This is a genomic window from Kitasatospora sp. P5_F3 (assembly GCF_054049135.1).
Genome location: NZ_JBFUMY010000007.1, coordinates 36,088 through 59,157, shown reverse-complemented (window position 1 = coordinate 59,157; position 23,070 = coordinate 36,088). Strand labels below are relative to the sequence as shown.

Sequence of the window (23,070 nt, the reverse complement as noted above, 5' to 3'; positions counted from 1 at the left end):
CTGGACCGATATCTGCCCCGGTCGAGGGAAGTCGCTCGCGGTCGGCCGGGGCCGGGGCGTACGGTCTCCGGGTGATCGACTCCTTCCGTCGCCGCTTCGACCGCCACGACTGGCGGCCCGTCACCATCGGGATGTCGGGCGCCGAGGTCTGGCATCTGGTCGGCGGGAGCGCGTACTTCCTCAAGCTGGCGCCGGGCGCGCTCGGCATGGCGCTGCTCGGCGAGGCCGAGCGCTACTCCTGGCTGGCCGAACAGGGCTTCCCGACCGCCGAGGTGGTGGAGCACGGTGCGGATGAACGCGGCGGCTGGCTGCTGACCACGGCCGCACCCGGCCGTTCGGCCGCCGAGCCCTGGCCGGAGCATCGGCGCGACGCAGTGGTGGACGCGCTCGCGGACTGCGCGGCCGCCCTGCACGCGCTGCCCGCCGGCGACTGCCCGTTCGACCGCAGCCTGGCCACGCTGCTTCCCTTTGCCGGACTCACGATCCCTCGCCCGCCGGTCGAGGATCTGGTGGTCTGTCACGGCGACTACTGCGCCCCGAACATCCTGCTCGACCCGGACACGCTGACCGTCACCGCCCTGGTCGACGTCGGTACTCTCGGCGTCGCCGACCGCTACACCGACCTGGCCCAGATGGCCCGCAGCCTCGGCAACGGCCTAAACCCGCAGTACGGCCCGCGCAGCGCGGACCGCTTCGTCGCCCGCTACGGCGCAACGCCGCTGGACGAGCAGCGGCTCGCCTTTTACCGGCTGTTGGACGAGACGGTCAACTGACGACCCCTCATGCTTCCCCTCGTCCCGGTCGTCCCGAGGTTGGGCCACAAGCTGCGGCCCAATCTCCGGGGGCGGCTCTTGGCCAGGCAAGAAGGACGGTCACGTAGCCCAGGGCAGTTGGGCAACAGCTTGTTGCCCAACTGCGCAGGAGGGTCGGGCGCCCTCCTGCTCCCGCTGCTCCAGGATGATCCGCCCGGATGGGCTGCCAGCCCGTGTGCACGGCGCGCATGCTGCAGTTCTGCTCATTCGCGTGCGGAGAAGAAACGTTCAGGCTCACTCGAAAGAGTTGCCGCCCCGTGACAATGGCCTGGTGACCTCAGCAGAGCAGCCCGCAGCCCCAGGCCAGACGCCCCGCAAGCGGACCGGCCGCCGCCCCGGCTCGACCGACACCCGTCGGACGGTGCTCGAGGCGGCCCGGGCGGAGTTCGCCGCGCGTGGGTACGAGAAGGCGAGCATGCGGGCGATCGGCCGGGCGGCCGGGGTGGATGCGGCGCTGCTGCACCACTACTTCGGCAGCAAGGACCAGCTCTTCCTGGCCGCGCTGGAGTTCCCGGTCGATCCGAGGGTGGTGGTCGAGCAGGTGCTGGCGGGTGACCGGGCGACGGTCGGCGAGCGGGTGGCGGGGTTTGTGCTGACGCTCTGGGAACAGCCGGGGGTGCTGGACCGGCTGCTCGCGCTGATCCGGGCGGCGGCCACCACGGAGCAGGTCGCGCAGCTGATGCGCGGCTTCGTACTGGAGGAGCTGGTCCGCCGGGCAGCCGACGAACTCGACATCGACCAGCCGGAGTTGAGGACGGAGCTGATGCTCTCCCAGATCATGGGACTGGCGATGGCCCGGTACGTGATCGCGGTCGAGCCGCTGGCGTCGGCGACCCGGGAGGAGCTGCTCCCGCTGCTCGCGCCGACCTTTCAGGGGTACCTGGGCGGCGCCTGACCCGCTGCCCGAATCCTTCGGTCGCACTGCTTGACGGCACTGGGCCGCAGCGGGAAACTCATCGCATGATGAATTCTTCGGCGGGCCCGGCGCCCGCCATCCGGATCAGCGGCCTCACGGTCGTCCGGGGTGGCCACCCCGTCCTGCACGGCCTCGACCTGGACGTCCCGGCCGGGACGGTCACCGGCCTGCTCGGGCCGAGCGGCTGCGGCAAGACCACCCTGCTGCGCTCGATCGTCGGCGTGCAGCGGACCTCGGGCGGCCGGGTCGAGGTGCTCGGCGAACCGGCCGGCAGTGCCGGCCTGCGGAGCCGGATCGGCTACCTGACCCAGGCCCCGTCCGTCTACGGCGACCTCACCGTGGCCGAGAATCTGCGCTACTTCGCCGCCGTGCTCGGCGCCCCGGCCACCGACCCGGACCGGGTGATCGAGGCGGTCGGCCTCACCACTCACCGGGACCACCGCACAGCCCAGCTCTCCGGCGGCCAGCGGGCCCGGGTCTCGCTCGCCGCCGCGCTGCTCGGCAGGCCCGAACTGCTGGTCCTGGACGAGCCCACGGTCGGCCTCGACCCGGTGCTCCGCCGCGACCTCTGGCAGCTCTTCCGGGACCTCGCCGACGCGGGCAGCACCCTGCTGGTCTCCAGTCACGTGATGGACGAGGCGGTGCGCTGCGACCGCCTGCTGCTGATGCGCGACGGCCGCCTGCTGGCCGCCGACACCCCGGCCGGTCTGCTGGCCCGTACCGGTGCCGCCGATGTGGACGCCGCCTTCCTCAGCCTGGTCGGGAGCACCTCGTGAACCTTCACCGCACCCTGGCCACCGCTCGCCGCGTGCTGGCCCAACTCCGGCACGACCCACGGACCTTGGCGATGCTGCTGGTGGTGCCGTGTCTGCTGCTCACCCTGCTCCGGTACATGTTCGACGGGCAGCCCCAGGTCTTCGACCAGGTCGGCGGCGCACTGCTGGGGATCTTCCCGCTGCTGGTGATGTTCCTGGTCACCTCGGTCGCGATGCTCCGTGAGCGGACCAGCGGCACCCTGGAGCGACTGCTCACCATGCCGCTCGGCAAGCTCGACCTGCTGCTCGGCTACGCGATCGCGTTCGGCGTGGTCGCCCTGGTCCAGGCCGCGCTGGCGTCCGCCCTCACCCTCGGTCTGCTCGGCCTCGACATCCAGGGCCCGACCTGGCTGGTCTTCGCGGTCGCGGTCGGCGACGGGCTGCTCGGCATGGCGCTCGGCCTGCTGGTCTCGGCGTTCGCCGAGACCGAGTTCCAGGCCGTCCAGTTCCTCCCCGCGGTGATCCTGCCCCAGCTGCTGCTCTGCGGTCTGTTCGTCCCCCGGGACGCGATGGCCCCGGTGCTCCGCTGGGTCTCCGACGTCCTCCCGCTCTCGTACGCGGTCGACGCGATGGACCACCTCACCAGCAGTCCGGACGTCACCGGCGCCGTGATCCGCGACCTGGCGGTGATCGGTGGCTGCGTCCTGCTCGCCCTGACCCTCGGTGCGGCCACGCTGCGCCGTCGGACGGCCTGACGGGGCGTCGGTTTCCCGGCGCCGGGCTCGGACCCTCCGGGCGGCCACTCCTCCCGGCGCCGGGTGGGATGCATGGTGCAGAATCGGCCCCATGACCGATTCCGACGGCAGGCCCGACCCGGGCAGCGCCGCCTCCGAGCCCAAGTACGCCGACCGCGTCTACCGCTCCGTTCCCGGCGTGATCTCCGGCGTGCTGCTGCTGGCGGTGGCCGCCTGGCTGATCATCGACGCCTTGCTGACCGGCACCGGCCGGACTCCCTGGGTCGCACTGGCCTGTGCCCCGGTCTTCATGCTGCCGGTGGGCGCCTACACGATCCGGCCCACGGTGCGCGCGGACGACCGGCGGCTGCTGGTCCGCAACCCGTTCCGGACCGTGCACGCGCCCTGGGCCTCGGTCGAGGGCCTGCGGGCCGGGTACTCGGTGGAGCTCTTCGCCGGCGGCAGGAAGTACCAGGTCTGGGCCGTCCCGGTGTCGCTCCGGGCCCGCAAGAAGGCCACCCGTGCGGCCTCCCGCGCCGCAGCCGCCGACGACCCCCGGGCCTCCCGCAGCTCCGGCCTGGTCAACCCGATGCGCTCCGTCCGGGCCGGCCAGCCCGACCCCACCAAGGCCTGGTCCGACCAGGTGGTCAGCACCCTGCTGGAGATCGCCGAACGCAACGCCGGCAACCCCGCCGCAGTCGGCCCGGTCGTGGTCCGCTGGTGCTGGTGGATCATCGCCCCCACCGCGATCGGCCTGGTCACCCTGGTCACCCTGATCATCGCCACCAACTGACGGCACGTATGGCTGTGCCCGGCTCCCGCCCATGGGGAGCCGGGCACAGTGCTGTCACGGGTCGGCTCAGTCCGTGGCTTTCGGGTGGCCGGTTCCTGCGTACACGATCCAGGCCGTGCGATTGGCGTCGTCAAGGAGATACCAGATGCGGCCGCCACCGGTGACCTCGTACTGCCAGCGCTCAAGGGTCTGTCCCTTGAAGGTGGTGGTGCCGAGCTTGCCCCTGAGGCGGTGTTGGCGTTCGGGGCTGTCCGATGCTCGCGGGGCGGAGCGGATTCGCTCGAAGGCACGGCGCAGATTGCCCGAAGCGTGGCGGGACAGGTGCTCCCAGCCGTCGGCGGCCTCGGAGTTGGCGAACCGAAGGTCGTACTCGTCGTCGACCGGAGGCGGGGCCGCCCGGTCGCCCCGCTTCGGGCTCACTCGGCGGCCTGTGGCATCGGGACGGGGCCGAGGTCTCCTTCGGGTTCACGGGTGAGGAGGGCGAGCAGGGCTGGATCCGCGTAGATCTCGGCGCTGTGACGCCACTGGGCCAGCAGTATCGCGATCGGCGCCAGGTTCTCCAGGGCCGCTGCACCCTGGGCGGTGTCCACCAGCTCGGCGAGCAAGGTGTCCATGTCCTCCGACGGAAGGAACGTGGTCCACGGCAGGGCCTCGGGAAGGGCTTGACGCAGTGCGGTGGTGTTCTCGGTGCGCACCAGTCCAGCGAGCAGACGGGCAGTGAAGTCGACCACGGTGGTGTCCTGCTCCAGCTGGTCGACACGCATGAGCGCGAGGTCGCCGGCGTCGCGCCGCCGCAGGCGCAGCGCTCGGACGGCGTCCAGGCGTCGGGTGGTTGCGGCCGGATGGTGGAGCAGCTCGCTGAACGGCACGTCCTCGTAGGCCACAGTCATGACATCCACACTAGCTCGGATGTTGCCGGTCCGATAGCTGGACGCTCGTGTCGGCAGTCGACGGTGCCCGGGGTTGGTGGAGGAGCCCGGGCGCCGTCGACGTCCCGTCAGATGCCGGCGGCCGCTGCTAGGTCGCGCTTGATCGCTGCGAGCAGCTCCGCCGCCCGCGCCCGGGTGTCCGCCAGGTCGGCGGCGGTGGCGACCGGGAGGACGACCTCGAGGTAGCACTTGAGCTTGGGCTCGGTGCCGGAGGGGCGGACCACGATGCGGGCGGCGGTGACGGACTCGCCGGCCAGGTAGTAGCGCAGGCCGTCGGTGGGCGGGAGCTCCGGGGTGCCGGTTGCCAGGTCGTCGGCGCGGGTGACGCGCAGGCCGGCCAGGGCGGTCGGGGGCTGGGAGCGCAGGCGCTGCATGGCGTCGGAGATGACGGAGAGGTCCTCGACCCGGACCGAGAGCTGGTCGGTGGCGTGCAGGCCGTGCTCCAGCGCCAGGTCGTCGAGCAGGTCGGTCAGGGTGCGGCCGGACTGCTTGAGGGTGGCGGCGAGTTCGGCGACCAGCAGGGCGGCGGTGATGCCGTCCTTGTCGCGGACGCCCTCGGGGTCGACGCTGTAGCCGAGCGCCTCCTCGTAGCCGTAGCGCAGGCCGTCCGCGCGGGAGAGCCACTTGAAGCCGGTCAGCGTCTCGGTGTAGCCGAGCCCGGCGGCGGCCGCGATCCGGCCGAGCAGGGTGGAGGAGACGATGGTGGTGGCGAAGACGCCGGTGGCCCGCTTGGCGACCAGGGCGGAGCCGAGCAGTGCGCCCACCTCGTCGCCGCGCAGCATCCGCCAGCCGCCGTTGTCCGCGACGGCGACGGCGCAGCGGTCCGCGTCCGGGTCGTTGGCGATCACGATGTCGGGGCCGACCGAGGTGGCGGTGCGGAACGCGAGGTCCATCGCGCCCGGCTCCTCCGGGTTGGGGAAGGCCACGGTGGGGAAGTCCGGGTCGGGCTCGGCCTGTTCGGCCACCACGGTCGGGGCGGGGAAGCCGGCCTGCTTGAAGGCGGCGACCAGGGTGTCCCGGCCGACGCCGTGCATCGGGGTGTAGACCACCTCGAGGTCGCGGGCCCCGGCCGGGTCGACCACGGTGACGGCGCGGTCCAGGTACGCCTCGACGACGTCGTCGCCGAGCACCTCCCAGCCGCCGTCGGCGAGCGGCACCTGGTTCAGCGAGACGATCGCGTCGATCTCGGCGGCGATGCCCGCGTCGGCCGGCGGGACGATCTGTGAGCCGTCGCCCAGGTAGACCTTGTAGCCGTTGTCCTGCGGCGGGTTGTGGCTGGCGGTCACGGTCACGCCGGCGGCCGCGCCGAGGTGGCGGACGGCGAAGGCCAGTACGGGGGTGGGCAGCGCGCGGGGCAGCAGGGCGGCGCGCAGCCCGGCGCCGACCACCACGGCGGCGGTGTCCCGGGCGAAGTCGTACGACTTGTGCCGGGCGTCGTAGCCGATCACCACCAGGTCGCCGAGCTGCTCGGCCTTCACGTACGCGACCAGACCGGCGGCGGCCCGGATCACCACGGCGCGGTTCATCCGCATCGGGCCCGCGCCCAGCTCGCCACGCAGCCCGGCGGTGCCGAACTGGAGCCGGTCGCTGAAGCGTTCGGCCAGCCGGGACCAGGCGATCCGCTCGCTGCCCTCGGGCTCGCCCTCGGCGGCGGCCAGCAGCGCGGTCAGCTCCTCGCGGGTCTGCGGGTCCGGGTCCTCGGCGAGCCAGGTCCGGGCGCGCGCGAGCAGATCGGTGGTCTGGGACATTGCTGCCAGCTCCCTCTGAGGGTGAGTGGGAAAAGAGACGGAGCCGCCACCCCGGACAGCGGGTGGACGGCTCCGGACTACTGATTCTGCGTCAGATGACGGTCAGATCCGCTCAAGAACCTTCGCCAGCAGCGCGCCCATCCGCTCGGCGCTGGCCTTGCCGGCCTCCAGCACCTCTTCGTGGTTGAGCGGCTCGCCGGTGATCCCGGCCGCCAGGTTGGTGACCAGCGAGATGCCCAGCACCTCGGCGCCGGCCTCGCGGGCGGCGATCGCCTCCAGCGTGGTGGACATCCCGACCAGCTCGCCGCCGATCGCCCGGACCATGCCGATCTCGGCCGGGGTCTCGTAGTGCGGACCGCGGAACTGCACGTAGACGGCCTCGTCGAGGGAGGAGTCCACCTCGCGGCAGAGCTCGCGCAGCCGCTTGGAGTACAGGTCGGTGAGGTCGACGAAGTTGGCGCCGACGATCGGGGAGTCCGCGGTGAGGTTGATGTGGTCGCTGATCAGCACCGGCTGGCCGGGCACCCAGCCCTCACGCAGACCGCCACAGCCGTTGGTCAGCACCACGGTCTCGACGCCCGCCGCGACGGCGGTGCGGACGCCGTGCACCACGGTGGCCACGCCGTGGCCCTCGTAGTAGTGGTTGCGGCCGAGGAAGATCAGGGCGCGCTTGTCGCCGATCTTGACCGAGCGGATCTTGCCCGAGTGGCCGGCCACGGCCGGAGCCGGGAAGCCGGGCAGGTCGGTGACCGGGAACTCAGCCACGGTCTCGCCGAGGGCGTCGGCGGCCGGCACCCAGCCGGAGCCCATCACCAGGGCGACGTCGTGGCGCTCGGCACCGGTCAGCTCACGCAGACGCTCGGCGGCCGTCCGAGCGGCGGCGTAGGGGTCGGCGGAGACGTTGGACTGAGGAGATGCGTTCACGTCACCGAGAATAGACGGCAATCGCCTACGCGCGTAGACATACCCGGTGAACCATGCCGGATCGTTACCCGGATGACCTAGAGACCCAAACGAACACCCGCTACGGGCCGCCCTGTTCGGAGGGTTCTACAACCAGGCCGACAGTCATACCGTCAGCACGGTCGTCGCCGCAGGTCCAGCACGTAGTCGTCCGGTGCGCCCGCGCTCTCCGCCGCGTCCGCGATCATGCCCAGGTAGCGCGCGGCGGGCAGTCCGCCCTCCCAGTCGTTCAGCACGTACGTCCAGACCGGGATCTCCCCGTCCAGGGTGTGCGCCCGGAGCCGGATCTTCCGGTAGATGCCGAGCTGCAGGCCCTCCCAGCGGTCCAGACCGTCCTCGTCCATCGGCGCGACGTCGTAGAGGGAGACGAAGACCTGCTCCTTCTCGTCCTCCACCACGGTGGCCAGCGAGCCCTCCCAGCCCAGCTGCTCGCCGCCGAAGGTCAGCCGCCAGCCGTCCAGCCACCCGGTGCCGCGCAGCGGCGAGTGGGGGGCGCGACGGCTCATCTGCCGGGCGTCGAGGTTCGTGGCGTACGCGGCGTAGAGGGGCATGGCGTCACCATACGGGAGAGCGGAGCCCGCAAGGGAGCGGGTACGGAGCTTCTGACGGTCCGTCCGAACGCGCAGTCCGGACAGTTCACGACCGGGTCCGATCGGAGCTGAGCACAATGCAACGCCCCCGGCGTGGCGCCGGTCTCGGCGTACGGGACAATGGTGCATGTGACTCGGATCGTGATCATCGGTGGCGGACCCGGCGGATATGAGGCGGCCCTCGTGGCCGCCCAGCTCGGCGCGGAGGTGACCGTTGTCGACCGCGACGGTCTGGGCGGATCGGCGGTGCTGACGGACTGCGTGCCGTCGAAGACCCTGATCGCGACGGCGGAGGTGATGACCACCTTCGACAGCTCGTACGAGGAGCTGGGCATCATCGTCGCGGACGACACCCCGCCGATCGAGGGGTCGGCCCGGGTGGTGGGGGTGGACCTCGGCAAGGTCAACCGACGGGTGAAGCGGCTCGCCATCGCGCAGTCGCACGACATCACCCAGTCGGTCACCCGGGCGGGGGTCACGGTGCTGCGCGGCAAGGGCCGGCTCGGCTCCGGCGGCCAAGCGGCGGACGGCTCCCGCGAGGTGATCGTGGACGGTGCCGACGGCTCGACCGAGACGCTCCGGGCCGACGCCGTGCTGATCGCCACCGGCGTGCACCCGCGCGAGCTCCCGGACGCCCAGCCGGACGGCGAGCGGATCCTGAACTGGACCCAGGTCTACGAGCTGGAGGAGCTGCCGCGCGAGCTGATCGTGGTCGGCTCCGGTGTCACCGGCGCCGAGTTCGCCGGTGCGTACCAGGCGCTCGGCTCCAAGGTCACCCTGGTCTCCTCCCGCGACCGGGTGCTGCCCGGCGAGGACCCGGACGCCGCCGAGGTGCTCGAAGAGGTCTTCCGCCGTCGCGGGATGAACGTGATGGGCCGTTCGCGGGCCGAGAGCGCCAAGCGGATCGGTGACCGGGTCGAGGTCACCCTGGCCGACGGCACCGTGATCGAGGGCACCCACTGCCTGATGGCGGTCGGCTCGGTGCCGAACACCGCCGGTCTCGGCCTGGAGGAGGCCGGGGTCAAGCTCAACGACTGGGGCCAGATCCAGGTCGACCGGGTCTCCCGGACCAGCGCCCCCGGCGTCTACGCGGCCGGCGACTGCACCGGCGTCTTCATGCTCGCCTCGGTCGCCGCGATGCAGGGCCGGATCGCGATGTACCACGTGCTCGGCGACGCGGTGCAGCCGCTCAACCTGAAGACGGTGGCCTCCAACGTCTTCACCGACCCGGAGATCGCCACGGTCGGCTACACCGCCACCGACGTCTCCTGCGGGAAGATGGACGCGATCGCGATCAAGCTCCCGCTGCGCGGCAACCCGCGGGCCAAGATGCAGGGCATCCGGGACGGCTTCGTGAAGCTGTTCTGCCGCCCTGGCACCGGCATCGTGGTCGGTGGTGTGGTGGTCGCGCCGCGCGCCAGCGAACTCATCCATTCGATCTCGCTCGCTGTGGACAACAACTTGACGGTCGAACAGGTGGCCGGTGCTTTCACGGTCTACCCGTCGCTCTCCGGCTCCACGGCCGAGGCCGCCCGTCAGCTGCACATCCGCAAGCGGGAGGACTCGGACTCCTGAGCTGCGGAACGGAGTTGGGGCGGTCGCCGACGGCGGCCGCCTCTGCCGTCTCACCCGCCCGGCCGAGCGTGATCACCGGCAGCTGACGGCGCGTATTGTACGGTCGCACGCTGCTCCGAGGTGAGCATTTCCCGATACCAGCTGCAAACGCCTGAAAGCAGACGGTCATTCAGTTACCGTCGGTTCTGTGTTTGCTGCAGAACGTCGCCAGTTGATCCTCGAAATGGTGCGCGCCAACGGAGCGGTATCGCTCCGCGAGTTGGCCCGCGTCGTCCAGACCTCCGAAGTCACCGTACGCCGAGACGTCCGGGCGCTGGAGGCCGAAGGGCTGCTCGACCGCCGGCACGGCGGCGCGGTGCTCCCCGGCGGCTTCAGCCGGGAGCCCGGTTATCCGCAGAAGACCCATCTCGCGGCCGCCGAGAAGAGCGCGATCGCCGATCTCGCCGCCTCGATGGTCGAGGAGGGGGACGCCGTGGTGGTCGGCGCGGGCACCACCACCCAGGAGTTGGCCCGCCGGCTGGCCCGGGTGCCCGGGCTGACCGTGGTCACCAACTCGCTGCTGGTCGCCCAGGCGCTGGCCCATGCCAACCGGGTGGAGGTGGTGATGACGGGGGGCACCCTGCGCGGATCCAACTACGCCCTGGTCGGCAGCGGGGCGGAGCAGTCGCTGAACGGCCTGCGGGTCACCAAGGCCTTCATCTCCGGCAGCGGCCTGACCGCCGAGCGCGGTCTCTCCACCACCAACATGCTCTCCGCGAGCGTGGACCGGGCGCTGGTGCAGTCGGCCACCGAGGTCATCGTCCTCGCCGACCACACCAAGCTCGGCGCGGACACCATGTTCCAGACCGTCCCGACCGAGGCGATCACCCGCCTGGTGACGGACGAGCAGGCCGCCGGGACGGACCCGACCGCCCGCGAGCTGGACGCGCTCGCCGACTGCGGCGTGCAGATCTCGATCGCCCCGCTCGGCCCCCCGGCCGACACCCCCGTGCACCAGCAGCCCGTCCCGGCCGGCGCCACCACCCCCCGGCGCCCCGCCCCGCTCCCGGGCCAGCGCCGTCCGGGCCACCAACTCCCGGGCCGCCTCACCGAACTGAGCCCGTCCCGTGTGCGCTGAGCCGAGGGCACCCGGCGCACGACCAGGGGCTCGGGGAACTGCGACGCCGACCTCGTAGAAGGTCTCTTCTGCGTCGCCGTYCCCCGAGCCCCTGGACAGTGCAGGCGGAGCCTGGACCGAAGGTCAGTCCTTGATCTCGCAGAGCACCGCGCCACTGCTCACGCTGCCACCGACCTCGGCCTTGAGGCCGGTGACGGTGCCCGCCTTGTGGGCGTTGAGCGGCTGCTCCATCTTCATCGCCTCCAGGACCACGATCAGCTCGCCCTCGGCGACCACCTGGCCCTCCTCGACGGCGACCTTGACGATGGTGCCCTGCATCGGCGAGGCCAGCGTGTCACCGCGGGCCGCCGCGCCGGCCTTCTTGGCGCCGACCCGGCGCTTGGCCTTGCCGGTCGCCGAGGCGCCGGCCGCCGGTGCGGAGGAGACGCCGAGCGAGGAGGGCAGTGAGACCTCGATCCGCTTGCCGCCGACCTCGACCACCACGGTCTCCCGCTGGTCGGCCTCGTCCGCGTCCGCGCCCCCGCCGGTGAAGGCCGGGATGGTGTTGGCGAACTCGGTCTCGATCCACCGGGTGAAGACCGTGAACGGGCCCTCGCTGTCGTGCACCTCCGGCGCGAACGCCGGGTCGGTGACGACTGCCTGGTGGAACGGGATGGCGGTGGCCATGCCCTCGACCTTGAACTCGGCGAGCGCCCGGGCGGCGCGCTGCAGCGCCTGCTTGCGGGTGGCGCCGGTGACGATCAGCTTGGCCAGCAGCGAGTCCCAGGCGGGGCCGATGACCGAGCCGGTCTCGACGCCCGCGTCCAGCCGGACGCCGGGGCCCGACGGCGGCGCGAACAGGGTCACGGTGCCGGGCGCCGGGAGGAAGTTGCGGCCCGGGTCCTCGCCGTTGATGCGGAACTCGATCGAGTGGCCGCGGATCTCCGGGTCGTCGTATCCGAGGGCCTCGCCGTCGGCGATCCGGAACATCTCGCGGACCAGGTCGATCCCGGTGACCTCCTCCGAGACCGGGTGCTCCACCTGGAGACGGGTGTTGACCTCCAGGAAGGAGATCAGCCCGTCCTGGGAGACCAGGAACTCGCAGGTACCGGCGCCGACGTAGCCCGCCTCGCGGAGGATCGCCTTGGAGGCCCGGTACAGCTCCGCGTTCTGCTCGGCCGTCAGGAACGGCGCGGGCGCCTCCTCGACCAGCTTCTGGTGCCGGCGCTGGAGCGAGCAGTCACGGGTGGAGACGACCACCACGTTGCCGTGGCTGTCGGCCAGGCACTGGGTCTCCACGTGCCGCGGCTTGTCCAGGTACTGCTCGACGAAGCACTCGCCGCGACCGAAGGCGGCGACCGCCTCACGGACCGCCGACTCGTACAGCTCGGGGATCTCCTCCAGCGTGCGGGCGACCTTGAGGCCGCGGCCGCCGCCGCCGAACGCCGCCTTGATGGCGACCGGCAGGCCGTGCTCGCGGGCGAACACCACGACCTCGTCGGCACCCTGGACCGGCTCCGGCGTACCGGCCACCAGCGGGGCACCGGCGCGCTGGGCGACGTGACGGGCGGTCACCTTGTCGCCGAGGTCGCGGATCGCCTGCGGCGGCGGGCCGATCCAGGTCAGGCCCGCGTCGATCACGGCCTGCGCGAAGTCCGCGTTCTCGGACAGGAAGCCGTAGCCGGGGTGGACCGCGTCCGCCCCGGAGTCCGCCGCTGCCTGGAGCACCTTGGCGATGTCCAGGTAGCTGGTGGCGGGGGTGTCGCCGCCGAGCGCGTACGCCTCGTCGGCCGCACGGACATGGAGAGCGTCCCGGTCCGGCTCGGCGTAGACGGCGACGCTGGCGATACCGGCATCCGAGCAGGCCCGGGCGACTCGGACGGCGATTTCGCCACGGTTGGCGATGAGCACCTTGCGCACGTTTGGCTCCCTTCTTGAACCACGTTGAGTTTATGGATTGCGAGGGTGTACCGGCGAGTAGCCCCAGGTGGTGAGCTTGCCCACACGGAGCGTGACGCGAATTCGTGATCACCCGGATACGGAGCGGCATGCGCCGCTGGTGGCGACGTTACGCGGTCGGCCTATAGCGAGCCCGAAGCCGGTCCGGGGCGCTGCGGGCGCGCCGTGGCCTTCGCCACATCACCCGCACCGTCCGCCTCATTCGCCCACCTCATCCGGCCGCCGCGAACGCTTTGGCCGTTATGTCGGAGGCGAGTTCGACCACATCGGGTCCGTACGCCTCCGGGTTGACCACGCGGAGCATCAGGGCGAAGGCGCCGTCCCGGCCGTGCCGGTGGGCCAGTTGCCGGTGACGGGAGGTCAGGTAGCGGACCGCCGCGTGGTTGGAGGTCGCGGTCTGGCCGGCTATCAGGAAGACCGGGCGGCTGCCGGCGCCGGCGTGCACCCGGGCCAGCAGGACGTACGCCTGCGCCACACCGTCGGCGGAGTCGTAGCGGAAGGTCTCGTCGCCCGCCGCGATGGTGCTGGCGTAGTGCTGTCCTGGCTCCGCGGCGAAGTTCACCCCGGGCAGCCAGTTGCGCAGGTGGGCGGCGGTCCGCTCGTTGCTCTCCGGGCCGCCGAGGCAGAACTCGGCCTTCCCGCCCAGCCCTTGGCGGACCTGGTCGTGCGCGACGATGTCGGCCTGCGCGCCGCACTCCTTGACCAGTGCGGCCAACTCCATCAGCGCGTACACGTCGTTGCGCGAGACGCTCTTCGAACTCGTCGCCGCGGTGTGCCGGTTCACCACCAGCAGGCACTCGGTGCCGCCGGGCATGCCGAAGAACTCCCGCACCCGGCCGAGCCTCCGGCGTCGGCGCAGGGTGGGGGCGAGCCAGCCGAGGCCGGCGCTGATGGCGCTGGCCAGCAGGCCGAGCACCAGGTTGAGCAGGCTGTCGATCATGCGCTGTCCCTTCCTGGTCCCTTCCCGATCCGGCGACCGCGCCAGCCTAGCGGCCGGGCCCGCCCGGCGAGGGTGGCTCAGGGCAACAGATGTACGGGCCAGGATCTGTCCGGATCAGCACGCCCGAAGCGGAGTCGGAGGATCCGGTTCGACCGGTGTTCAACCGTGATGGTCTGGACCATTGACGAGGATTCCCGCTGATCCCTAGCGTTTCGGCCGACGGTCGCCGCCCGGTGCCCGTCGTCAACTCGACGGGGGAGTCGAAGAGATGAAGATTCGTACGGTGATGCCCGCGCTCGGCGGGCTGGCCGCCGTCCTGCTGCTCGCGGGCTGCGGCAGCGACGGCCAGGGCCCGGCCAAGGCCGCGCCCAGCCACACCGCTGACGGCTACGGCTGCCTGGAGCAGGCCAGGGCCGACCAGGGCTCGTTCGCGCTCGACAGCGTGGTGAAGCGGGATGCCTACTACCAGGACTCGGACCCGGGCAAGGCCAAGGTCGCGGTGGTGTTCTCGCACGAGAACGGGGACACGCTCTGCGACTGGATCCCGTTCGTCGAGGACTTCACCAAGGCCGGCTACGCGACGCTGGCCTACACCTCGGCCGGAGACCTGCCGCAGGACATCGAGGCGGCGGCCAAGTACCTCAAGGGGAAGGGCGTCGAGAAGGTGGTCCTGGTGGGCGCCTCGAAGGGCGGTACCGGCTCGCTGGCAGCGGCCGCGACCGCCGGTGGGCCGCTCCCGGTGGCGGCCGTGGTCACGCTCAGCGCGCCCACCAGCTTCGGCAGTTGGAACGGGGTGGCGGCGATCGCCAGGATCAGCGCACCGCTGTTCATCGCCGCTCAGGAGAACGACCAGCCGTTCGCCGAGAACGCCGCCGAGCTGGCGAAGGCCGCCACCGCCCCGGTCAAGGAGCTGAAGATCTACCAGGGCAGCAGCCACGGCGCCCGGCTGCTGCCGCAGGGCACCGCCAAGGCCGACCTGCTCGCCTTCCTGGCGAAGAACGCGCCGAGCAGTTAGACCGGTCGGTCTCAGCTCCAGAGGTCGGTGATCCGGACGTCGAGGTCGGCCAGCAGCCGTCGCAGCAGCGGCAGCGAGAGGCCGATCACGTTGCCCGGGTCGCCGTCGATGCCGTCGATGAACGGTGCCGAGCGGCCGTCCAGGGTGAACGCCCCTGCCACGTGCAGGGGTTCGCCCGAGGCGATGTAGGCGGCCAGCTCGGCGTCGTCCGGGGTGCCGAACCGGACGGTGGTGGAGGCGGTCGCCGAGGACTCCTTGCCGGTGGCGGTGTCGATCAGGCAGTGGCCGGTCTGCAGCACGCCCTCGCGGCCGCGCATCGCCTGCCAGCGGGCCAGTGCGTCGGCCGGGTCGGTGGGCTTGCCGAGCGCCCGGCCATCCAGCTCGAGCACCGAGTCGCAGCCGATCACCAGCTGACCGTCGGTCAACTCGCCCGCCACTGCCCGGGCCTTGGCCTCGGCCAGCACCAGGGCGAGCTCGGCGGGGGTCGACGCGGTGATCGCGTCCTCGTCCACCCCGCTCACGATCACCTGCGGGGCGAGGCCCGCCTGGCGCAGCAGCCCGAGACGGGCGGGGGAGGCGGAGGCGAGGACGAGTAGGCGGTTGGTCATGCGCTCCACCTTAGATGGCAGCGCTGTCGGCAAGAGCTCAGCCGTGTGAGACCAGGGGCTCGGGGAACTGCGAGGAGATCTGGCGCCGGGGTCACATGCGAGAGTGCCTGACCAGGTACGCAGGGATCACGTTGTACGAGGTTGGCGTCGCAGTTCCCCGAGCCCCTGGGTAGTCCCTGGCTGAGCAGCTGGGCGCGATCAGAGCATCAGGAGGACCGCCAGCAGCAGCGCGAGCGCCGCCAGCACCGGACCGGCCCGTCGCAGCATCCGCTGTACGCGACGGGCCTCGGTCGACGGTTCGTCCCGGGGGTCTGACCAGAGCACCTTCTCAGGGTGCGCTGCCGACCACCCGGAACGCTTGAGTACGGATACTCAACTCAGCCTGCCCATCCGGACGTGCGCCAGACGTTCAAGCCGGGCTTCGGCGTGTGCCGCATCCGCCGTGCCCGGTCGTTCCAGGCCGAGGCCGGGCCACCACCCGCGCGGCGGGCCGCCTCTGCGGCGGCCTGTGCGGCGGCGGCCCGGGCTGAGACCACCGCCAGGACGGTGGCCAGCTCCTCAGGGGTCGGCTGCCCGTGCAGCACCTGAATCGGAGTCATAGCTCAATCATCTCCCCGTGAACGCCTAGAGCGGAATGTTGCCGTGCTTCTTCGGCGGCAGGACCTCGCGCTTGCCGCGCAGCGCCCGCAGCCCCCGGACGATGTGCCGCCGGGTCTCGCTCGGCGCGATCACCGCGTCCACGTAGCCGCGCTCGGCGGCCAGGTACGGGTTGAGCAGGGTGTCCTCGTACTCGGCGACCAGCTCGGCGCGGCGGGCGTCGACGTCCTGGCCGGCCTTGGCGGCCTCGGTCAGCTCGCGGCGATAGACGATGTTCGCGGCGCCCTGGGCGCCCATCACGGCGATCTGCGCGGTCGGCCAGGCCAGGTTGAGGTCGGCGCCGAGGTGCTTGGAGCCCATCACGTCGTACGCGCCGCCGAAGGCCTTCCGGGTGATCACGGTGATCATCGGGACGGTCGCCTCGGCGTACGCGTAGATCAGCTTGGCGCCGCGCCGGATGATGCCGTTCCACTCCTGCTCGGTGCCGGGCAGGAAGCCGGGGACGTCCACGAAGGTGATCACCGGGATGTTGAAGGCGTCGCAGGTCCGGATGAACCGGGCGGCCTTCTCGCTGGCGTTGATGTCCAGGCAGCCGGCCAGGTCCATCGGCTGGTTGCCGACGATGCCGACCGGGTGGCCCTCGACCCGGCCGAAGCCGGTGAGGATGTTGCCGGCGTACAGCGACTGGGTCTCCAGGAACTCGCCGTCGTCGAGGATGTGCTCGATCACCTTGTGCATGTCGTACGGCTGGTTCGCCGAGTCGGGCACCAGGGTGTCGAGTTCGAGGTCCTCGTCGGTGATCTCGAGGTCGGCCTCCTCGGGGAAGGCCGGCGGCTCGGAGAGGTTGTTGGAGGGCAGGTACGAGAGCAGGCTCTTGACGTACTCGATCGCCTCCTTCTCGTCCGCCGCGAGGTAGTGCGCGTTGCCGGACTTGGCGTTGTGGGTGCGGGCGCCGCCCAGCTCCTCCATGCCGACGTCCTCGCCGGTGACGGTCTTGATCACGTCCGGTCCGGTGATGAACATGTGCGAGGTCTGGTCGGCCATCACCACGAAGTCGGTGATCGCGGGGGAGTAGACCGCGCCGCCCGCGCACGGGCCCATGATCAGCGAGATCTGCGGGATGACGCCCGAGGCGTGCACGTTGCGGCGGAAGATCTCGCCGTACAGGCCGAGCGAGACCACGCCCTCCTGGATCCGGGCGCCGCCGGAGTCGTTGATGCCGATCACCGGGCAGCCGGTCTTCAGCGCGAAGTCCATCACCTTGACGATCTTCTCGCCGAACACCTCGCCGAGCGAGCCGCCGAAGACGGTGAAGTCCTGGGCGAAGACCGCGATCTGACGGCCGTCCACGGTGCCGTAGCCGGTCACCACGCCGTCGCCGTACGGCCGGTTCTTCTCCTGGCCGAAGTTGATCGAGCGGTGCCGGGCGAACTCGTCGAACTCCACGAAGGAGTCCTCGTCCAGCAGCTCCTGGACGCGCTCACGGGCCGTCAGCTTGCCCTTGGCGTGCTGCTTCTCGACGGCGGCCGCCGAGCCGGAGTGCACGGCCTCGTCGATCCTGCGGCGCAGGTCGGCGAGCTTGCCGGCAGTGGTGTGCGGGTCGTGCGACGCCTCGGTCATCCGGTCGGCTCTCCCTGAATCCATCGGCCGCTCCCGGGTGCATGACTGCGTGAGGGCAGGTGCGGCGCTGCGAACTACCGCTGGGTAGCGTAGCCAGCCCGGGGCCGTTCCGGTTATGGCCAGCGACACAGTGCAGCCTGGCGTGTTTCTGCGGCAGCATGGTGCGGCTCACGGCCCGGTGGCGGGCGATTCGGCGCTCTAACCTCTACTCGCCAGATAAAGGGTTAGGGTGAGTCCTGTCCGGTCATCAGGTGCGACCAGTGAGGATTCGTCATGTCCGCTGTCCGTCCCCCGCTTCCGCCGTTCACCGCCGAGAGTGCCGCCGCCAAGGTCCGGGCGGCCGAGGACGCCTGGAACTCCCGCGACCCGCAGCGGGTGGCGCTGGCGTACACACCCGACTCGGCCTGGCGCAACCGCGACGAGTTCCTCGCCGGGCGCGAGGCGATCGTCGAGTTCCTCACCCGGAAGTGGGCGAAGGAGGAGGAGTACGCGCTGCGCAAGGAGCTGTGGGCGTACACCGGCAACCGGATCTCGGTGCGGTTCACCTACGAGTGGCGCGACCGGACCGGCCAGTGGTGGCGCAGCCACGGCAACGAGCAGTGGGAGTTCGCCGAGGACGGGCTGATGCGCCGTCGGGAGGCGAGCATCAACGACCTGCCGATCGCCGAGGCCGACCGGACCATCTTCGGTGCACGCGCCGGAAGTGACGACTGACGCGCCGTCGGTACGCTGGCCCGGTGACCGAGACTCCTCGCCCCCGACGCAGTGGTCTGCGTGGCTTCGGCCACGACGGGCCCTCCCCCTGGACCGATCTGGAGCGGCCGCCGCTCGACCAGGCCGCGCTGCGGCAGGACCTGCTGACCCCCGGCGGGCTGTGGACGGCGCTGGACGTGGTGGCCGGCACCGGCTCGACCAACACCGATCTGGCGGCCCGGGCGAAGCAGGGCGTAGCCGAGGGCGCGGTGCTGGTGGCCGAGGAGCAGACGGCCGGCCGGGGCCGGCTGGAGCGGCAGTGGTCGGCGCCCGCGCGCTCCGGCCTCTTCCTCTCGCTGCTGCTGCGGCCGAAGGACGTTCCGATGGAGCGGTACGGCTGGCTGCCGATCCTGGTCGGGGTGGCGGCCGCGTCCACCCTGAGCCGGGTCGCCGGGCTGGACACCGGCCTGAAGTGGCCGAACGACCTCCAGGTCACGGTCGGCGGCGCCGAGCGCAAGCTCGGCGGCATCCTGACCGAGCTGAGCGACGGCGCGGTGGTGGTCGGACTCGGCGTGAACGTCTCGCTGCGCGAGGACGAGCTGCCGGTGCCCACGGCCACCTCGCTGGCCCTGGCCGGGGCCGAGGTGACCGACCGGGAGACCCTGCTGCGCTCACTGCTGCGCGAGTTCGCCGAGCTGTACGGCGAGTGGGTGGCGGCCGCGGGTGACCCGCAGGCCAGTGGGCTGCTGCCCGCGTACACCGCCAGGTGCACCACCCTGGGCCGTCCGGTGAAGGTCCAACTGCCGGGCGACCGCGAACTGTTGGGCGAGGCGGTGGCGATCGACGGGGACGGCAGGCTGGTGGTCAGGACGGCCGACGGCACCCGCCACCCGGTGGCCGCCGGGGATGTCGTGCACGTACGGCCGCAGGAAGCCTGAAACCGTCCGGCTCGTGGACACGACACCGTCCACGAGCCGGTCGGCTCTCCGGCGGATGCCCCGGATCGGGGGATTCCGTGCGACGATTCCACCTGGCAGCGGTGTGAGGCGCACCACTACCCGCGTGGTGGTCGGTCGCCCCTGGACAGTCAGGACATGAGGCAAGTGCGGCAACCGCACGGGGACGTACCGGTGGAGCACGAAGGCGGCGGCGAGGAGCAGGACCACGACGGCCGGACGGTCGCGCTGGACCTGGAGCGCCTGATCCTCGACGCACCGCGCAGATACACGCCGTACCAGGCCGCCCGTGCCGCCGACGTCCCGATGGAGCTGGCCACCAGGTTCTGGCGGGCGATGGGCTTCCCCGACATCGGCCAGTCCCGCGCCCTCACCGACGGCGACGTGATCGCGCTGCGCCGACTGGCCGGTCTGGTCGAGTCGGGACTGCTCAGCGAGTCGATGGCGATCCAGGTGGCCCGCTCCACCGGCCAGACCACCGCCCGGCTGGCCGGCTGGCAGATGGACACCTTCCTGGACAACCTGACCCAGGCCGTCGAACCCGGGCTGACCAGGGCCGAGGTGGCCTACCCGCTGGTCGAGTTGCTGCTGCCGGAGCTGGAGCAGTTCCTGGTGTACGTCTGGCGGCGTCAACTGGCCGCCGTCACCGGGCGGGTGGTCCAGGCCGCCGAGGACACCGAGATCACCAGCGGTCGGCTCGCGGTCGGCTTCGCGGATCTGGTCGGTTTCACCCGGCTGTCCCGCCGCCTGGAGGAGGAGGAGCTCGGCGAGCTGGTCGAGAGCTTCGAGAACACCTGCTCCGACCTGATCGCCGGTCACGGCGGCCGGGTGGTGAAGACCCTCGGTGACGAGATCCTGTACGTCTCGGAGGACCCGGCCACCGCCGCCGAGATCGCGCTCAGCCTGGTCGAGACGCTGGCCGACGCGGAGAACATCCCGGCCCTGCGGGTCGGCATGGCCTTCGGCACCGTGACCTCCCGGATGGGCGACGTCTTCGGCACCACGGTCAACCTGGCCAGCCGGCTCACCTCGATCGCGCCCAAGGACGCCGTGCTGCTGGACGGTGAGTTCGCGGCCGCGCTGGAGGGGAGCGGCGCCGCCGAGCCCTCCGGTGAGCCGGACGGCACCGAACGGGCCGGGCCGCACCGCTTCCACCTGCAGCCGATGTGGCGGCGCCCGGTCCGTGGCCTGGGGCTGGTGGAGCCGTGGCTGCTCACCCGGATCGGACGCACCCACCTGCCGTAACACCGGGCCGCACCGGCACCGGATTCTCACAGCTTCGCCCCGAGATGGATCCGGCAAAACGGACAAAGTCTTAACAAAGCGTCATAACCTTGGTACAGAGCGGGCAGATCAACCTGCACCAGGGACGAGGCGAGCCGGTGAGCGAGGCGACCATGGCGGAATGCGTACAGGCACCGTCGACGGACCGACGGTTGCGCGCGGTGGTCGAACTGGCCCAGGACATGGCGGGGGCGCTGACCCCGTTGGAGGCGGTCCGGGCCGCCGCCGTCCGGGCCACCACCGCGCTCGGTGCGACGATGGCCGCCGTCTCGGTCTGGGACCGCGAGTCCGGCCGGCTGCGGGTGCTGGTCAACCACGGGGAGCTGGCGGCGGGGGAGGAGGAGCTCCCCGAGGACGAGTCCTACCCGGTGGCCGACTTCCCGGAGATCGTCACCTACCTGGAGGAGCGCTGGAGCACCGGCCGCCTCCCGCGCGCCTGGGTGCAGACCGCCGAGAACACCGAACCGCACACCCAGCACGCGCACCCCGGCGCGGGCGCGTTCTGCCAGCAGCGCGCTGCTGGACTGCGCCGGCGCGGCCGGGAGTGCTGTCTGGTCGCGCCGATCGTGCTGCACGGCCAGGCCTGGGGTGAGCTCTACCTGGCCCGGAAGGTCGGTCTTGCCGTCTTCAGTGACTCCGACGCCGAGTACGCCACCCTGCTGGCCGCCCAGATCTCGGCCGGTCTGGCCGCCACCGAACGCCTCGCCGACCTGCGCCGGCTCGCCTTCACCGACCCGCTCACCGGCCTGGCCAACCGCCGCGCGGTGGACGCCCGGCTGGAGAGCGCGCTGCAGGCGCACAACCGGGACGGCACCGTGGTCTCGCTGGTGGTCTGCGACGTCAACGGCCTCAAGCGGGTCAACGACCGGCTCGGCCACGAGGTCGGCGACCGGCTGCTGGAACGATTCGCCCACCAGCTCTCGCTGGCCGCCGCCCGGCTGCCGGGATCGCTCGCCGCCCGGCTCGGCGGTGACGAGTTCTGCCTGCTCGCGGAGGGCCAGAAGGCCGACGAGGTGGTCGCGGTGGCCGAGGAGCTGTGCGCCCGGGCGCTCCAGCTGGCCGACGGCGAGGGCGTGGCCTGCGGGGTCGCCTCCACCGGCGACTCGATCGGCCCGGTGACCACCCCCGACCGGCTGTTCCGGCTCGCCGACGCCGCGCAGTACCGGGCCAAGGGCGCCAGGGCGGCCCACCCCGTGGTGGCAGGACGCAGCCACGGCCCCGGGTTCTCGCCCGACCCCACCGTGCTGCTCGCCGACGCCGCCGACCCGCACCACCGCGCCGACGGCCGCCCGCGCCCCGGCCGGATCGGCGCCGCCGACCGCCGCCGGTTCCGTGGCGCCGCGCACAGCGCCGACCCGGGCCAGCTGCTCAACGTGGTGCTCGGCGAGCTCGACCGCAGCGGGGCCGGCCGGGCCAGCCACCCCGCCGACACCATCAGCCGGCTGGCCGTGGTCGCCGAGACCGCCGCCCGGCTGCTGGACGCGGTCGGCTGGTGGATCTCGTACGTGGCACCCGGCTCGCAGTTCATGCGCACCTCCCGGCACGCCGTGTACCGGATGACCAGCGGTCCGACCAGCGCCGGGGCGGAGACCCAGCGGGCCCAGATCGAGGCGCCCGACGCGGTCTTCGACCTCGGCCACTACCCGCTCACCCGCCGGACGGTGCGCGGCGGTGCGTTCGCGCTGCGCGCGGGGGCGGCCGGGAACGACCCGGCCGAGGAGGCGATGATGATGGTGAGCGGCTACAAGGCGATGGTCGCGGCGGGCGGCGGCAACGCGGCGGGCGGCTGGCTGCTCGAGCTCTTCGCGGACGAGGCCACCCTGCCGTTCGGTCAGATCGCCCCCGCCCTCCGCTCGTTGGTCGCGGTGGCACTGGCCGGGCCCGCCTCGCCGCCGCCGTGAGCCCCGCGGTCATGGTCGTCACAGCTCTGGCACAAGGCTGTCGCGTCGGCCCGGCCTCTGCCACAGTGGGCGGGAACGCCAGCCGGAGGGGCCTGGGCGGGAACGAGGTACGGGGAACATGCGGACACGACTGGCTGCCACACTGCTCACGATGACGCTCGCCTTCGGCGGGTTGACCGCCACCACCGCCACGGCCAGCGCCGCGAGCGTGCAGCCGAGGAACAGCGTCACGCTGACGGCCGTTCAGGGTGCGCAGCCGAGCGACGCCGTGCTGGTGGTCGCCGCCCCCGCTGTCGCCAAGACGGTTGCGACCACCGAGTTGGCCAAGTCGAAGAGCAAGAAGAAGAAGGGCCTGTCGGTCGTCGCCATCCTGATCATCCTGGTGCTGCTCGGCCTGCTGGCCGCCGCGGTGATCCTGGTGGTCCTGGCCATGAAGCGGCGCGGCAACGACCGGCACTGACCACCGCGCCCAGACGGCCCTCCGATGGGCCGGAGATCGGCCGGTACGGGTGTCCACCTGGCACAGTACGGCTCCGCCCCTGGGTACGGTCACCCCGTCCCACCAGCGCTTCTCCCTTAGCCCCGC

23 protein-coding genes and 1 pseudogene are annotated in these 23,070 nt (G+C 71.8%); 13 read left to right on the top strand and 11 right to left on the bottom strand.

The window, feature by feature from the left end; all coding sequences use genetic code 11:
* The first annotated feature begins 71 nt into the window (after positions 1–71).
* The 5 genes from ACXJMZ_RS05175 (at position 72) to ACXJMZ_RS05155 (ending at position 4,010) form a co-directional block, all read left to right on the top strand.
* A complete protein-coding gene (locus ACXJMZ_RS05175; RefSeq protein WP_457028795.1) occupies positions 72–773 on the top strand; it encodes an aminoglycoside 3'-phosphotransferase in 702 nt (233 codons plus the stop codon).
* 310 nt (positions 774–1,083) lie between these two features.
* Positions 1,084–1,707, top strand: coding sequence for a TetR/AcrR family transcriptional regulator (locus ACXJMZ_RS05170; RefSeq protein ID WP_457028794.1), 624 nt, complete (start codon positions 1,084–1,086; stop codon positions 1,705–1,707).
* Positions 1,708–1,772: 65 nt separating this feature from the next.
* Positions 1,773–2,504 (top strand): ABC transporter ATP-binding protein, encoded by a 732-nt coding sequence (locus ACXJMZ_RS05165; protein WP_457028793.1) that lies wholly within the window; start codon positions 1,773–1,775, stop codon positions 2,502–2,504.
* On the top strand, positions 2,501–3,238 hold the full coding sequence (locus tag ACXJMZ_RS05160) for an ABC transporter permease (RefSeq protein ID WP_457028792.1): 738 nt from the start codon (positions 2,501–2,503) through the stop codon (positions 3,236–3,238). Before ACXJMZ_RS05165 ends, ACXJMZ_RS05160 begins: the two co-directional genes overlap by 4 nt.
* A gap of 91 nt (positions 3,239–3,329) precedes the next feature.
* Positions 3,330–4,010, top strand: coding sequence for a PH domain-containing protein (locus tag ACXJMZ_RS05155; RefSeq protein ID WP_457028791.1), 681 nt, complete (start codon positions 3,330–3,332; stop codon positions 4,008–4,010).
* Between the two features lie 66 nt (positions 4,011–4,076).
* Here ACXJMZ_RS05155 and ACXJMZ_RS05150 read toward each other — a convergent pair whose 3' ends face one another.
* The 5 genes from ACXJMZ_RS05150 to ACXJMZ_RS05130 all read right to left on the bottom strand — a co-directional run bounded on the left by ACXJMZ_RS05150 (position 4,077) and on the right by ACXJMZ_RS05130 (position 8,201).
* Entirely contained in the window at positions 4,077–4,430 is a 354-nt protein-coding gene (locus ACXJMZ_RS05150; protein ID WP_457028790.1) for a hypothetical protein, read from the bottom strand.
* Positions 4,427–4,900: a hypothetical protein gene (locus ACXJMZ_RS05145; protein ID WP_057231080.1), complete on the bottom strand. Its 474-nt coding sequence runs from the start codon at positions 4,898–4,900 to the stop codon at positions 4,427–4,429. The genes ACXJMZ_RS05150 and ACXJMZ_RS05145 overlap by 4 nt, the downstream gene beginning before the upstream one ends.
* Before the next feature lie 107 nt (positions 4,901–5,007).
* Entirely contained in the window at positions 5,008–6,687 is a 1,680-nt protein-coding gene (locus ACXJMZ_RS05140) for a phospho-sugar mutase (protein ID WP_457028789.1), read from the bottom strand.
* A 102-nt stretch (positions 6,688–6,789) separates the two neighbouring features.
* Positions 6,790–7,611 carry a purine-nucleoside phosphorylase gene (locus ACXJMZ_RS05135; protein ID WP_457028788.1) on the bottom strand — a complete coding sequence of 274 codons (822 nt, stop codon included), beginning with the start codon at positions 7,609–7,611 and terminating at the stop codon, positions 6,790–6,792.
* Between the two features lie 152 nt (positions 7,612–7,763).
* On the bottom strand, positions 7,764–8,201 hold the full coding sequence (locus ACXJMZ_RS05130; RefSeq protein WP_457028787.1) for a gamma-glutamylcyclotransferase: 438 nt from the start codon (positions 8,199–8,201) through the stop codon (positions 7,764–7,766).
* A gap of 159 nt (positions 8,202–8,360) precedes the next feature.
* On the opposite strand from ACXJMZ_RS05130, the gene ACXJMZ_RS05125 reads away from it, so the two are divergent.
* Both ACXJMZ_RS05125 and ACXJMZ_RS05120 read left to right on the top strand, forming a co-directional pair.
* Positions 8,361–9,815, top strand: a complete 1,455-nt coding sequence (locus ACXJMZ_RS05125; RefSeq protein ID WP_457028786.1) for an NAD(P)H-quinone dehydrogenase — start codon at positions 8,361–8,363, stop codon at positions 9,813–9,815.
* 223 nt (positions 9,816–10,038) lie between these two features.
* Positions 10,039–10,932, top strand: coding sequence for a DeoR/GlpR family DNA-binding transcription regulator (locus ACXJMZ_RS05120; protein ID WP_457028973.1), 894 nt, complete (start codon positions 10,039–10,041; stop codon positions 10,930–10,932).
* A 123-nt stretch (positions 10,933–11,055) separates the two neighbouring features.
* Here the strand turns inward: ACXJMZ_RS05120 and ACXJMZ_RS05115 are convergent, their stop codons facing one another.
* Together ACXJMZ_RS05115 and ACXJMZ_RS05110 are read right to left on the bottom strand one after the other, a co-directional pair.
* Entirely contained in the window at positions 11,056–12,831 is a 1,776-nt protein-coding gene (locus ACXJMZ_RS05115; RefSeq protein WP_457028785.1) for an acetyl/propionyl/methylcrotonyl-CoA carboxylase subunit alpha, read from the bottom strand.
* A gap of 250 nt (positions 12,832–13,081) precedes the next feature.
* A complete protein-coding gene (locus tag ACXJMZ_RS05110) occupies positions 13,082–13,810 on the bottom strand; it encodes a hypothetical protein (protein ID WP_457028784.1) in 729 nt (242 codons plus the stop codon).
* A 268-nt stretch (positions 13,811–14,078) separates the two neighbouring features.
* On the opposite strand from ACXJMZ_RS05110, the gene ACXJMZ_RS05105 reads away from it, so the two are divergent.
* A complete protein-coding gene (locus ACXJMZ_RS05105; RefSeq protein WP_457028783.1) occupies positions 14,079–14,825 on the top strand; it encodes an alpha/beta hydrolase in 747 nt (248 codons plus the stop codon).
* Positions 14,826–14,836: 11 nt separating this feature from the next.
* On the opposite strand, the gene ACXJMZ_RS05100 is transcribed toward ACXJMZ_RS05105, so the two are convergent.
* The 4 genes from ACXJMZ_RS05100 to ACXJMZ_RS05085 all read right to left on the bottom strand — a co-directional run bounded on the left by ACXJMZ_RS05100 (position 14,837) and on the right by ACXJMZ_RS05085 (position 17,650).
* Positions 14,837–15,433, bottom strand: coding sequence for a nucleoside triphosphate pyrophosphatase (locus ACXJMZ_RS05100; RefSeq protein WP_457028782.1), 597 nt, complete (start codon positions 15,431–15,433; stop codon positions 14,837–14,839).
* Between the two features lie 198 nt (positions 15,434–15,631).
* Complete coding sequence (mmpB, locus tag ACXJMZ_RS05095; RefSeq protein WP_457028781.1) at positions 15,632–15,757, bottom strand: morphogenic membrane protein MmpB; 126 nt, start codon at positions 15,755–15,757, stop codon at positions 15,632–15,634.
* 53 nt (positions 15,758–15,810) lie between these two features.
* The gene (locus tag ACXJMZ_RS05090) at positions 15,811–16,032 is read right to left on the bottom strand and encodes an acyl-CoA carboxylase subunit epsilon (RefSeq protein WP_057240907.1); all 222 of its coding nucleotides are present in this window, start codon (positions 16,030–16,032) and stop codon (positions 15,811–15,813) included.
* 25 nt (positions 16,033–16,057) lie between these two features.
* Positions 16,058–17,650, bottom strand: coding sequence for an acyl-CoA carboxylase subunit beta (locus ACXJMZ_RS05085; RefSeq protein WP_457028780.1), 1,593 nt, complete (start codon positions 17,648–17,650; stop codon positions 16,058–16,060).
* Between the two features lie 273 nt (positions 17,651–17,923).
* Here ACXJMZ_RS05085 and ACXJMZ_RS05080 point away from each other — a divergent pair, with 273 nt between their 5' ends.
* The 5 genes and pseudogenes from ACXJMZ_RS05080 to ACXJMZ_RS05060 all read left to right on the top strand — a co-directional run bounded on the left by ACXJMZ_RS05080 (position 17,924) and on the right by ACXJMZ_RS05060 (position 22,944).
* Complete coding sequence (locus ACXJMZ_RS05080) at positions 17,924–18,364, top strand: nuclear transport factor 2 family protein (protein ID WP_457028779.1); 441 nt, start codon at positions 17,924–17,926, stop codon at positions 18,362–18,364.
* Positions 18,365–18,387: 23 nt separating this feature from the next.
* Entirely contained in the window at positions 18,388–19,281 is an 894-nt protein-coding gene (locus ACXJMZ_RS05075; protein ID WP_457028778.1) for a biotin--[acetyl-CoA-carboxylase] ligase, read from the top strand.
* A 156-nt stretch (positions 19,282–19,437) separates the two neighbouring features.
* Positions 19,438–20,544 carry an adenylate/guanylate cyclase domain-containing protein gene (locus ACXJMZ_RS05070; protein ID WP_457028777.1) on the top strand — a complete coding sequence of 369 codons (1,107 nt, stop codon included), beginning with the start codon at positions 19,438–19,440 and terminating at the stop codon, positions 20,542–20,544.
* Between the two features lie 152 nt (positions 20,545–20,696).
* Positions 20,697–21,920 (top strand): annotated as a pseudogene (locus ACXJMZ_RS05065) (diguanylate cyclase domain-containing protein); the annotation flags it as partial.
* A gap of 715 nt (positions 21,921–22,635) precedes the next feature.
* Entirely contained in the window at positions 22,636–22,944 is a 309-nt protein-coding gene (locus ACXJMZ_RS05060) for a hypothetical protein (protein ID WP_457028776.1), read from the top strand.
* The last annotated feature ends 126 nt before the right edge of the window (positions 22,945–23,070 follow it).

Coding starts and splice junctions, on each gene's coding strand:
- ACXJMZ_RS05165 (WP_457028793.1), top strand. CDS start 1,773: ATGATGAATTCTTCGGCGGGCCCGGCGCCCGCCATCCGGATCAGCGGC.
- ACXJMZ_RS05155 (WP_457028791.1), top strand. CDS start 3,330: ATGACCGATTCCGACGGCAGGCCCGACCCGGGCAGCGCCGCCTCCGAG.
- ACXJMZ_RS05145 (WP_057231080.1), bottom strand. CDS start 4,900: ATGACTGTGGCCTACGAGGACGTGCCGTTCAGCGAGCTGCTCCACCAT.
- ACXJMZ_RS05140 (WP_457028789.1), bottom strand. CDS start 6,687: ATGTCCCAGACCACCGATCTGCTCGCGCGCGCCCGGACCTGGCTCGCC.
- ACXJMZ_RS05130 (WP_457028787.1), bottom strand. CDS start 8,201: ATGCCCCTCTACGCCGCGTACGCCACGAACCTCGACGCCCGGCAGATG.
- ACXJMZ_RS05125 (WP_457028786.1), top strand. CDS start 8,361: ATGGTGCATGTGACTCGGATCGTGATCATCGGTGGCGGACCCGGCGGA.
- ACXJMZ_RS05120 (WP_457028973.1), top strand. CDS start 10,039: ATGGTGCGCGCCAACGGAGCGGTATCGCTCCGCGAGTTGGCCCGCGTC.
- ACXJMZ_RS05110 (WP_457028784.1), bottom strand. CDS start 13,810: ATGATCGACAGCCTGCTCAACCTGGTGCTCGGCCTGCTGGCCAGCGCC.
- ACXJMZ_RS05105 (WP_457028783.1), top strand. CDS start 14,079: ATGAAGATTCGTACGGTGATGCCCGCGCTCGGCGGGCTGGCCGCCGTC.
- ACXJMZ_RS05100 (WP_457028782.1), bottom strand. CDS start 15,433: ATGACCAACCGCCTACTCGTCCTCGCCTCCGCCTCCCCCGCCCGTCTC.
- ACXJMZ_RS05090 (WP_057240907.1), bottom strand. CDS start 16,032: ATGACTCCGATTCAGGTGCTGCACGGGCAGCCGACCCCTGAGGAGCTG.
- ACXJMZ_RS05085 (WP_457028780.1), bottom strand. CDS start 17,650: ATGACCGAGGCGTCGCACGACCCGCACACCACTGCCGGCAAGCTCGCC.
- ACXJMZ_RS05080 (WP_457028779.1), top strand. CDS start 17,924: ATGTCCGCTGTCCGTCCCCCGCTTCCGCCGTTCACCGCCGAGAGTGCC.
- ACXJMZ_RS05070 (WP_457028777.1), top strand. CDS start 19,438: ATGAGGCAAGTGCGGCAACCGCACGGGGACGTACCGGTGGAGCACGAA.
- ACXJMZ_RS05060 (WP_457028776.1), top strand. CDS start 22,636: ATGACGCTCGCCTTCGGCGGGTTGACCGCCACCACCGCCACGGCCAGC.